Genomic DNA, 10,866 nt, shown 5'->3' with positions numbered 1-10,866 from the left:
TTTACTTTTAATCTCAAGGCTCTAATAAGTAAGCCTGGATTCCTGCGGAATGACAGAATTGTGGATATTAGACCTTAGAATGTAAAATTGATCACTCTAATCCGGATCTGACAACGACGACTAATGATTTAAGCTGATCACTTTTTAATGATCATTTATAAGATACTCCACTGTCATTCCGTAGGAGTCTAAACGTTTCATTATTTTCTTTAACCCAATTCCCGCAAAGTACTAGATTTAGACTGTAGCTCATCTAACTTTAAATTTTACTTAATTATTTAAGTATCAAAAGCTTTAAAAATATTTGATTGCTTTTATTAATGTATTTAGCATAAATAATTAATGATTGTATATTAATTTAATAAGAATTACGTTTATTTGCTGAAATATCTTGTGATATTGTTAAATATATACCAAATCTAATTTTTATGAAAAAAACCATTTTTAAGGTTGGGCTGCTCCAATCCTTATTCTTTTTCGGTGGATTGTATGCACAAAGTGATTCAACTAAAGCGTCAAAGATTGACGAAGTAGTTGTTACAGCTTACGGTGTAAAAAAAGAAAAAAAAGCGCTTGGATATTCTTTCCAGGATGTGAAAGGGCAAGCCCTTGTCGATGCAAAAGAAAATAACATAACCAATGCATTAGTAGGAAAGGTTGCCGGATTACAAGTGATTAAAGGAGGTTTTGGACCAGGTTCTTCCTCCAAAATTAACCTACGAGGTTTTAATTCTTTTACAGGAGATAATCAACCCCTTATTGTGGTGGATGGGGTTCCGTTAAGTAATAGCTTAGGATCAAAGGTTAAGCAGAATGGAAAAGATTCTAATAACGATTTCTGGAATCCGGATCTTGATATGGGTAATGGTTTAAGTGATATCAATCCGGACGACATTGAAAGTCTTTCTGTTTTAAAAGGAGGTGCTGCTTCTGCTCTTTATGGTTCCAGGGGTGGAAACGGAGTTATTTTGATTACAACCAAAACCGGCAAAAGAAAAGGAGGATTAGGAATTACATATTCTACAAGCTTAGGCTTTGAAAATATTTTTATGAAGCCTGATTTGCAGCATAGTTTCGCACAAGGAAGTAATGGTTTGCCCAATCCACAGGGGGTTGATAACACAACTTCCTGGGGACCTGCCTTTGAAGGATCAAATATGACAGTCCATGATAACTTAAAAAACTTTTTTAAGACAGGAACTACCGCACAGCATACATTGAGCTTTCAAGAGACCTTAGGCGAAGGATCAAGCTTGTACACTTCTGCTAATTATTTAAACAGTAATAGCCAGATTCCGAATTCAAAATACGAGAGGTTCAATTTTATGGCAAAAATGAATTCTAATTTTGGAGCTAATAAAAGATGGACAAGTGAGGTGAAAGCCCAGTATATGAGTGTTAAAGGTACAAACAGACCTTCTGCAGGGCAAGGTGATGGAAATTACTACCCAAGAATCCTTCTGATGCCTCAAAATATTGATGTAAGAGATTATCGTGAGGGGCAGATGCAAAATGGGGTAACATCGCGCTGGATAACCTCCAATGGAATTAATCCCTATTGGACGGCTTATAATGCATTGAACGCTGATAAAAAAGACAGGTTTTTATTAAACGGTTATCTTAAATATCAATTTAATAATTGGCTGAGCGCAGATGTAAGATTAGGAACGGATTTTTATTCTTTAAATACTGATGCACGCGTTTGGACAGGATCTGGCCGTAATAATTCTTACTCTACCGGCCAGGAAAAGTTTTATGAGAATAACTATATCATAAGTCTTAATGCTAAAAAAGATAATATTGTTGGTAAATGGGGAGGATCGCTTTCTGTTTATGGACAGATGATGGAAAGCAGGGATAAGGCATTATATTTTTCCACGCAGAATCTTATTATTGCCAATGTTTTCAGCACATCTAATACGAGTGATCTTGCTTCTGTTACGACGACTGAAGTTGATCTATGGAAAAAAATTAATTCAGTATTTGCTGCCGCTGAAATTAATTATGACGGATATTGGTTTCTGAATGCTACGGCAAGAAATGATTGGTCTTCTACTTTAAGTATTAATAACAGGTCTTATTTTTATTCTTCCGTGAGTACTTCATTAGTTTTGACAGATATGCTGAAGAAATTAAATGGTACAACTTTAAATGCCTTAACATTTGCTAAGCTTCGTGCGGCCTACGCAGTCGTAGGAAACTCTTTACCGCCTCAAAGCTTGTACAATACATATATCGCTTCCACTGATCCAAACGGACATATTGTACTTGCAAGAAATAAGGTACTTTTTAATCCGGATTTGCATGCGGAAAAGCTTAAAACTTTTGAAGTTGGTGCAGATATGAAGTTTTTTGACAGAGTGTCTCTGGATATAAGTTATTTTAATAATAATGCTACCGATCAGCTTATAGCTATTCCGATAAATCCACTTTCCGGATATGAAAGAATGATGATTAATTCAGGAGGGCTGCATAATAAAGGGTTTGAATTCGTAATGAATACGGATATCTTTAAGAAGGAAAGTTTTGTGTGGAATGTCAATGCCAACTTTTCAACTCTAAAAAGTAACATCGATAAAATTGATGGAACTGTTTCAAAATATCCTTTATCAGGTTTTGATAACGTTGCTTTCTTCGCAGAAGTAGGAAAACCTTACGGGGCCATTTACGGAACAAAATTCCTGAGAGTAGAAGATGCCAGCAGTCCTTATTACGGAAAATTGATTGTGGATCAAAACGGATTACCGCAGGCAACGCCTGATCAATATTATCTGGGAGATCAAACCCCAAGAGCTTTGTTTGGTTTTACAAACAGCTTTGTTTATAAAAATATTGGACTTTCATTTTTAATTGACGGAAGAATCGGAGGCAAATTTTTCTCTGCAACGCAGGCTGCATTACAAGCGAATGGACTTGCTGCAGACACTGCACCCGGAGGAAAACGTGATAATATGATTTTAGATGCCGTAGTGGAGGGAAATGGCGGTTATACAGCAAATACCAAAGAAATTACTCAACAGGATTATTGGGGAGCTGTAACATCTGGAAATTTAGGAATTACAGAACAAAATATTTATGATGCTACCAATATTCGTTTAAGAAATATTCAGCTGACTTATAATTTTCCTAAAAGTATTTTCCAAAAACTAGCCTTACAGAGTGCTAAAGTAGCTTTTACAGCAAATAACGTATGGATGATCTACAGTAAAGCCAAAGGAATTGATCCGGAATCTGTATTCGCAATTAACTCTAATGCTACAGGATTTGAAAACCTTGCTTTTCCTACTTCGAGATCTTATTTATTTACAATCACTTTAGGCTTTTAATTAACAACTGAACAATGAAAAAATATATCTTATCATTTTTTACGATTGGTTTACTATGTACTTCATGCAATGATTTTGAAGACATCAATAATAACCCGTTTGCCGTAGATACTAATAAGGCAGAACCTGAATATTTATTAAATAACTCAATTCTCGGTGCCCAGCAAGATCCTAATATTGCAGAACGTGTTTTTGTTTTATACTGGAAAACGGCAGCAAGACAGCATTTGACAACCGGAATTGCAGGTGGAACTTACGACGATTCCTGGACTTCCGAATATTGGAAATACATTTCAGATTGGCTGAATAATGCAAATGCAGCCATTCAATTGGCTAATGAAAAAAAGGCGGCCGGACAGGGAAAACCTTATTATGATAATGTCATTCAGGTTTCCAGAATCTGGAGAGCTTATTTAATGAGTGAATTTTCGGATAATTTCGGACCACAGCCTATTCATGCTTTTCAGGGAACGAATCCTACTTTTAATTCTGAAAAAGAAGTGTATTATTTTATTTTGGAAGAATTGAAAGATGCAGTCGCAAAAATGGACACAACCCAGGGAGCACCATCAAATGCTAATGCTTATGATATGGTTTATGGGTTTAACTGGACTCAGTGGGTAAAGTATGCCAACTCTATGAGGATGAGAATTGCCATGAGAATCGCCGAAGTAGACCCTTCAAAAGCAAAAACAGAATTTGAAGCAGCGGCTAATTCAAATACATTTATCGCTACAAGTGCAGATAATTTTAAAGTTGCTGAAAAACCGGGATGGGATGCCTTAACAGGTGTAATGTCTAGAGAATGGAACTCTCAAATTTTATCAGCAACCCTTAATAATTTATACATTGGCTTGGGAGGAATAAATTCTACAGACCAGTTACCAGCGGCTCAGCATACACAGATAAAGGCACCTGATTATATTGGTATAAAATATGATCAACAGTTCACTACAATGACCAATGACCCAAGTGCAGGATATTGGTTGGATGGATTACCTAATAAAATCGATCCGAGAGCCTATAAAACATTCTATATTCCCGGGGATCTTACAAGCCCGGTTTACTCATTGTATCCGACGTATACCAATCAGGCAACTACCAACCACGGAGATCTTACGTTTGAAGATAATTCTAAAATAACAATAAATACCGTAAATACCTGGAATGCCTATACCATTGGAAATTGGGGAGTAAAAGGACAGAGAAACGGCTTAAGAAATGTAGTAGGATGTATGCCGGCTTTAGGCAAGCAGTATAGGGAAAGTAAGAATGCAAGAATATTCTTTGCAAGCTGGGAAACCTATTTTCTCTTGGCGGAAGCTGCATTGAAAGGCTGGACCGTTCCAATGAGCGATGAAGCTGCCTATAACAAGGGAATTCAGGAAAGTTTTATCTATAATGGAGTTTCACAATTCTATGGTCAATATATTGCTTCAACAGATTATAACCGTGATGGTACTTCTGTTTCTTACAGTCATATTACAGAACCGGGAGTAAGCCACACGATGAAATATAAAGATCCTGTAACCGGGAACTTGGTTTCTGTTGAAATTAAATATCCTGTGAATACCATTTATAAGAATGGATCGGTAAAGAATGATAAACTGACAAAGATTATTACCCAGAAATATATTGCCAATATGCCTTGGTTACCGTTAGAATCCTGGAATGATCAGAGAAGACTTGGGCTGCCGTTTTTTGAAAACCCGGCCATCGAAACTCCATTGCCAAACCTACCTAATCTGAGCTCAGGAAATTATATGACGAATTCTATTCAGAATTTCCCTCAGAGATTAAGATATCCAAGTACTTTCAGAAATACGGATCAGCCTGGATATGATAAGGCTGTACAATTACTTGGTGGTGCAGATGCTGTACTGACCCCTCTTTGGTGGGCCAAACATTAATTGAGTTAAAATACTAAAAAAACAATCCTTTTCTGATTTTGAAAGGGATTGTTTTTTTGATACAAAATTGACTGAATATCTCTTTAAATGGATTGTTCAATTAATTATAATAAGTAGTATATGGATTAGCCTGGGAGTTTTAATTGGCTCCAATTGTGAAAACCACTTGTGTACTATATGCTGCAGCAGGAATTGTCACGGAAACGCCGCCTATCTCCAGCTGTACATTAATACCTGAATAATCTACACTGTTACCGAGTCCCAGTACTCCACTGAAAGTTATTGTGGAAAGTGTTGCGGCAGTAGCTTGCGGTATTTCTATATAATTAGCCGTTCCGCCATTAATTGTAGCGCTACACAATACACAAAGACCATTGATTGTTGCTGTACCTCCACTTCTTTTTGCATAAAGCTTTAGAGAGCTGTTCCAGGAAGTAGGAACATGCTGCATGCTGATTCTGGCTCCGGAGCTTGTAAGAAGGTTCAGAAAAGATCCGGGTAAATGGCCTGATAATGTTAAGAGGCCGGGATTATCATAAGTTCCGGTATAATTAGTTCCGGCTTCTGTAATAGTAGGTACAGTTGCTGTCCAGCTGGTTCCTGAAAGATTTATGGTTTGCCCCTTAAGACAGCTTCCCATTATTAAAATAATAAGGTATAGATATCTTTTCAGGGATGGTTTTATGATGGGATTTTTAGTGTTCATTTTCGGTTTACTCTGTGATGGTGTAGGTGATGACAATAGCTGTATTTGCCTGTGCAACTAAATTGGCATATGTATTTGTGGTCAGTGAAATGGTGAGTGCATGCCCGTTATTGGCACCATTCCCTGTATAAGCACCTCCAATACCACTAAGGATCGTGACAGGAGTAGTTGTAAGGATCACCTGGCCAGATGATGTTCCCAACGTTCCTCCGCCGGCTCCGGATGCCGCTGCAGCCTGAAGTCTTATATTAACTCCTGCTATTACTTTATTTACTGAGGCTGTAATTTTTCTGGTAAGTCCACCGGGAGTAATGGCAGACGTATAATTGACCCATTTTGACGTATTGGGAGTAGGTGTTCCAAGCGCATTTCCTGCTTCGGTAGGAGGCGTGAAATTCAAAGTAATACCTCCTGCAGGTTCAATATCCATTAAAGTTACTACAGGCAATGTAAGGCTGACAGTAGTACTTGCGGTCTGAGAATACATTGAGCCAGATACAATAAATGCTATTATTAATAGTATGGAACGAATCATTTTTTCTTTTTTATTTCATTATATCCTACTTTCAGGGATTCCTGCTGATATTTGATTTCTAACTGATGCTTGACAACGTTGATGGTTATTTTCTTTGTTTCAGAAGGCTTTAACGTAAAAATAAATTTGTCTGTGGAGATTTTAAAGCGTTTATCCAGTCCATTACGGTAAACTTTAACAATCCAGTCTCCCGGCCGGAGATAAGTGAAATCAAACTCTTCCCCTATATAACATACCTTACGGAAAGTCTGGTCGTTATTGCTGGCTTCTACAATAATACTTTCTCTTTTCTTCTTCCCTTTTCCTGATTGCAGCTGTTCAATATCTACCTGATCTTTTTCTCCTGTTTCCAGGAACCTCACGTATCCCTGAACATGGGCTGCAGCTGTTATTCCGAAATTAAAAATATTCTCCTTATTCACGAGTGAAAGGGCCGCCGGCAATGTTTGAGTAGGAATGTCATTGATTTCTGTGGTTGAACGGTCTATTTCAAGGAAATAATTACCAGGAATAACGTTTTTAAACATATAATTTCCATCCTTATCCGTAACAGACAGATAACTTCCAAGCATTAATCTGATTCCTTCTGTCTTTTTAACCCCCAGATTGGAAACATTGCCCGACAGCGAAGTATATTCAGCCGTTTTTTGCACCGGAATATTGGGGCGCCACGTATAACGCATCGAAAATATAAAATCTTTATCCCCGATTTCTCCTCTTTGCAATGAATATCTTCCTGACAGATCAAGTTCATTTCCCGGAAATAATTGCTGGTGAAAAAGAAGCTCAAAAAGATTCCTGTCCTTAAAATATTCCTCAGGCATATAATTGTTCTGATAAAAAACACTTAAACTGGTCTTATCAGAGAACCGGCTGAATATCCTTGCTCCATAATAAAGGTTTTTTTGATTCTGAAGCTGATATCTTGAGCTGATGGCATAACTCCCGAAGATATTAAAAGAGGTTCTGAATTTTTGAAATGAAAGATTGGCAGAATAGAAACTGGAGTTACCGCTGAAACCTGTCAGGTAATTATCCGTTTTACCAAACTGCCCATCAAGGTTGATCTGGAACACTCCGATCTGCTGATTGATACTGACTTTGAAATAACGCTCATAATAGTCAAACTGTTTGGGCTCCAGACGGTCTTTATACGTTTGATGACCATTATTGAGTATAATAAAGCCGTTGGGCAGATATCTGTACTGTATGCCATACTGGAAATACTTTCTGTAGGGTGCCGCCAGCAACAGGGTATCCCGTTGGAAGTTCTTCGCATCCTGCATATAATTGGCAAATACACTGATTTTTTTTGTGATATTGTAATACACATTTCCATTAAAGGTATTGGTATTGGTGAAATATCCGGTAAAATCCGGGCTGGCTCTCATGTATATCAAGCTTCCGTTTAACTTCTTGAAAACGGCTTCTGCCTGAAGTAAATAAGCAGTTCCGTCTGTTTTCTGCGTTGTACTGTACGCTAATTCTCCGGACAGGCTGATGTTTTTCGAAATCTTAAATTTTCCCTTTGCGTAGGGGAGATGAGCATCAGAATCAAGTCTTACCTCTCCATACCTGATTTCTTCTTTTCTTGGTGTTTTATAGAGGTAACCTACAGAAATTTCAGACTCTTTCCGGATCCTGAAGGCTGAATAGATATTCAATTCATCTTTTATATCTCTGAAGAATCTGGGATGATTATAAAACCCGCCAAAGCTTACATTATTAAGATCATACCGGATTTCTGCTCCGCGTCCGTATCTTGCAAACTCTGTAAGGTAGGATGAAGAATAGGTTTTATCACCGAGATGAAGAAAAAAATTATCTCGTTTATAATTCACAAAATATTCCTCATATTGGGTAAAAGTGTTAAGCTCTACAGGATTATGTGTGACAGCCCTGAATTCAACCTGATTTTTATTGTCTTTATCAAGAGTTCCTTTACCATAAATTTCGCCCTGAAAGCCATCATGATAAACTCCCATATTCTGCATCCCGATAAAAGATAAAGAAAAAGCAACCGGCAGCCTGTGATAAATATCTTTTTCAGTGGGTTTTACCGATATAACCTGCGTGCTTGAATAGAAGTCCTGGCTTTCTTTGGGATTGCCAACCGGATGTACCGAAAGATTTAGGTTTTGAAATTCATTTTGAGTGAGATCTGGGTTTGTGACTTTGTGAATGCTGATAATTTTTGATTCATTAGGAGCCAGTATGAGTGATGATTCTTGATCAACAACTGCATTTTTACTTTCCAGCGCAATGCTTTCCGTTACATTACCATTATTTTTTAAAAGGAAAGAGGCCTTGATGGTTTCTCCGGCTCTTACAAACTCAGGGGAATCCAGAATGGTGACCAAAAGATTCCTGTTTCCGGAAACTGTGATTTCCGAAGTCTTTGTAAAAGATATTCCGTTGTTACGATCAACAATATTCAGTGTTACAGAATAGGAACCTTGTCCTGTTTCTGCACCGATACGTAACGGAACCAGATAGGCTGATGTTTCATAAGGAGCGAGCTGAAATTCACTTTTAGCTAAAATAGGACGAATAGACGCACTTGATGTGCTGACTGAAATATCATAAGTCCTGCTCTCTGCCGAATTATTTTCTAATGTAAAGGGAATAGAAGTGGACATTCCCGGCATTAAACTATCTTTTTTACTGGTCAATCGGCTGGATTGCTGCTGAGAAAAAATAAATACCGGGAAGAATAATATGATAATAAATAATGTCCAAGTTCTAATCATTTTTTACTTCTAATTCCACATTCAGCGCAAATGCATTTTCCTCTTCATCTGTGGCTATTATAGCGGCTCTGTATTTATCCGGTGGTACGGTATTGATATCAATGTAAAATGTTTTGGAAGTATTTGGTAACAGTCCCATCGTTAAACTTGAGTAGGTTCCCACTTTTTCACCTGTCTTACGGTTATAGATTTCAATGGCTGCCGTCGGTTTACAATACAGATTACCATTATTGGCAATTGCTACCTTTACGGCTTTCTTTCCTTCTTGTTTTTCTACTTTTACACTTTCAAACTTAAGGTCCGGTTTGGCCTTTTCCGTTTCAATGTCTGTAATGACCTGAATGGCATATCGTATAACAGAAGTAATACTTACACCAGGTTTTTTGTCGCTGGGTTTTATCTCCTCTACCGGTTCTACCATGATAACACTCCAATAGCTTCCCGGATCCATTGCCTCATTGGGAACAGTTATTTCATAAAATACTTCAGTCTTTTCCTTACCCTTTAAAGTAACCAGATTGGTATTGAGTTTCAGCCACTCTCCGTTACTGCGTTTATTGGTTCGTAATGCTGTATAATTGATCGTTCCGTCAGCATGATAGGTGTAATCCTGTAAAAATATTTTTACACTCTGAGGATTACTGCCTGTATTTTCAATGGCAATTTTCCCTTTATAAACCTTTCCGTTTTCTATTTTGTAAGAATGCGTAAGCCCGTTGAGAATCACAATGCCGGCATGTAAAAAGCAGAACTGCAAAATCAGGGTGATCAAAATAAGAATACGCTTTATCATATATAAAGTTTGGAGTTAAATCATAATAATACAAAACCAGGAAGAAACTGATAACAACTTCTCCTTGTTTTTGAATGAAAAATAGAATCTTTGTTTAAATTCTAATTGTCTGATATTGTATAGGTAACGGTAGCTACAACTGTGGCTGTTGCCTGTAAATCTGCGTAGGCTGCTACTCCTCCGGGGCCGCTTCCTGCAGCAAGTGCATAAGTAAGATTGTGTCCGTTGTTGGCACCATTCCCTGTATAAGCACTTCCAATTCCGGAAATGATAGTCTGGTCAGCCGCACTTAAGGTCAGAAGACCTGCAGATGTTCCTAATGTTCCTGCACCTGCTCCGGTAGCTGCAGCAGCAGTTACGTGGATATCAACTCCCGGAATAATAGCGTTCATTTTTACACTTACGTTACGGGTAGGATCTGCAACAGATTTTATGGAAGAATAATTAAGCCATAAAGTAGTGTTGGCCGCAGCAGGAATAATGGGGTTTCCTGCTTCTGTAGGTGCTGTAAAGCCAAGAGTAATGTTTTTTGTGGCAGCAGGCTCAATATCTACCAGGGCCACTTCAGGAATAGAAACTGTGACGGTATGGGTATCTGTATTGGTATCCTGTGCGCTCAGATTCCCTGATAGAGCAAGCGCAAATAAAGACGCTGCAATAGTTAAATTTAATTTTTTCATGACACTGTTAATTAGTTAAGTGAAGATAAGAAAATTCAGTATACGGTGAAAAAAATATATCGCATTTTTTATATGAGTATTTATTTATCATATGTAATGCATTATAGATGTGAAATAATTCAAAAAAACCTGTGCAAAATTGCACAGGTTTTTTTTACTATTATAA

General features: G+C 37.6%; 7 protein-coding genes. 2 read left to right on the top strand and 5 right to left on the bottom strand.

Annotation, left to right across the window (positions count from 1 at the left end; translation table 11 throughout):
- Positions 1-428: 428 nt before the first annotated feature.
- Positions 429-3,326, top strand: a complete 2,898-nt coding sequence (locus tag ACE3RB_RS16620; protein ID WP_374465233.1) for a SusC/RagA family TonB-linked outer membrane protein — start codon at positions 429-431, stop codon at positions 3,324-3,326.
- 14 nt (positions 3,327-3,340) lie between these two features.
- A complete protein-coding gene (locus ACE3RB_RS16615) occupies positions 3,341-5,236 on the top strand; it encodes a SusD/RagB family nutrient-binding outer membrane lipoprotein (RefSeq protein WP_374465232.1) in 1,896 nt (631 codons plus the stop codon).
- A gap of 139 nt (positions 5,237-5,375) precedes the next feature.
- Here ACE3RB_RS16615 and ACE3RB_RS16610 read toward each other — a convergent pair whose 3' ends face one another.
- The 5 genes from ACE3RB_RS16610 to ACE3RB_RS16590 form a co-directional block, all read right to left on the bottom strand.
- Positions 5,376-5,942: a hypothetical protein gene (locus ACE3RB_RS16610; protein ID WP_374465231.1), complete on the bottom strand. Its 567-nt coding sequence runs from the start codon at positions 5,940-5,942 to the stop codon at positions 5,376-5,378.
- 7 nt (positions 5,943-5,949) lie between these two features.
- The gene (locus tag ACE3RB_RS16605; RefSeq protein ID WP_374465230.1) at positions 5,950-6,477 is read right to left on the bottom strand and encodes a hypothetical protein; all 528 of its coding nucleotides are present in this window, start codon (positions 6,475-6,477) and stop codon (positions 5,950-5,952) included.
- Entirely contained in the window at positions 6,474-9,227 is a 2,754-nt protein-coding gene (locus tag ACE3RB_RS16600; RefSeq protein WP_374465229.1) for a hypothetical protein, read from the bottom strand. The genes ACE3RB_RS16605 and ACE3RB_RS16600 overlap by 4 nt, the downstream gene beginning before the upstream one ends.
- Positions 9,220-10,020, bottom strand: coding sequence for a WxL protein host-binding domain-containing protein (locus tag ACE3RB_RS16595; RefSeq protein ID WP_374465228.1), 801 nt, complete (start codon positions 10,018-10,020; stop codon positions 9,220-9,222). The genes ACE3RB_RS16600 and ACE3RB_RS16595 overlap by 8 nt, the downstream gene beginning before the upstream one ends.
- A gap of 101 nt (positions 10,021-10,121) precedes the next feature.
- A complete protein-coding gene (locus tag ACE3RB_RS16590; protein WP_374465227.1) occupies positions 10,122-10,700 on the bottom strand; it encodes a hypothetical protein in 579 nt (192 codons plus the stop codon).
- Between the last annotated feature and the right edge of the window lie 166 nt (positions 10,701-10,866).

It is taken from the genome of Chryseobacterium sp. (assembly GCF_041914225.1).
Lineage (GTDB): Bacteria > Bacteroidota > Bacteroidia > Flavobacteriales > Weeksellaceae > Chryseobacterium.
Note: the sequence above shows the minus strand (reverse complement) of the source record. Positions and strands in the feature narration are given on the sequence as shown.

Bases quoted from the DNA above. Each gene is read 5' to 3' on its own strand.
- ACE3RB_RS16600 (WP_374465229.1), bottom strand. From the start codon at position 9,227: ATGATTAGAACTTGGACATTATTTATTATCATATTATTCTTCCCGGTA.
- ACE3RB_RS16615 (WP_374465232.1), top strand. From the start codon at position 3,341: ATGAAAAAATATATCTTATCATTTTTTACGATTGGTTTACTATGTACT.
- ACE3RB_RS16605 (WP_374465230.1), bottom strand. From the start codon at position 6,477: ATGATTCGTTCCATACTATTAATAATAGCATTTATTGTATCTGGCTCA.
- ACE3RB_RS16620 (WP_374465233.1), top strand. From the start codon at position 429: ATGAAAAAAACCATTTTTAAGGTTGGGCTGCTCCAATCCTTATTCTTT.
- ACE3RB_RS16595 (WP_374465228.1), bottom strand. From the start codon at position 10,020: ATGATAAAGCGTATTCTTATTTTGATCACCCTGATTTTGCAGTTCTGC.
- ACE3RB_RS16590 (WP_374465227.1), bottom strand. From the start codon at position 10,700: ATGAAAAAATTAAATTTAACTATTGCAGCGTCTTTATTTGCGCTTGCT.
- ACE3RB_RS16610 (WP_374465231.1), bottom strand. From the start codon at position 5,942: ATGAACACTAAAAATCCCATCATAAAACCATCCCTGAAAAGATATCTA.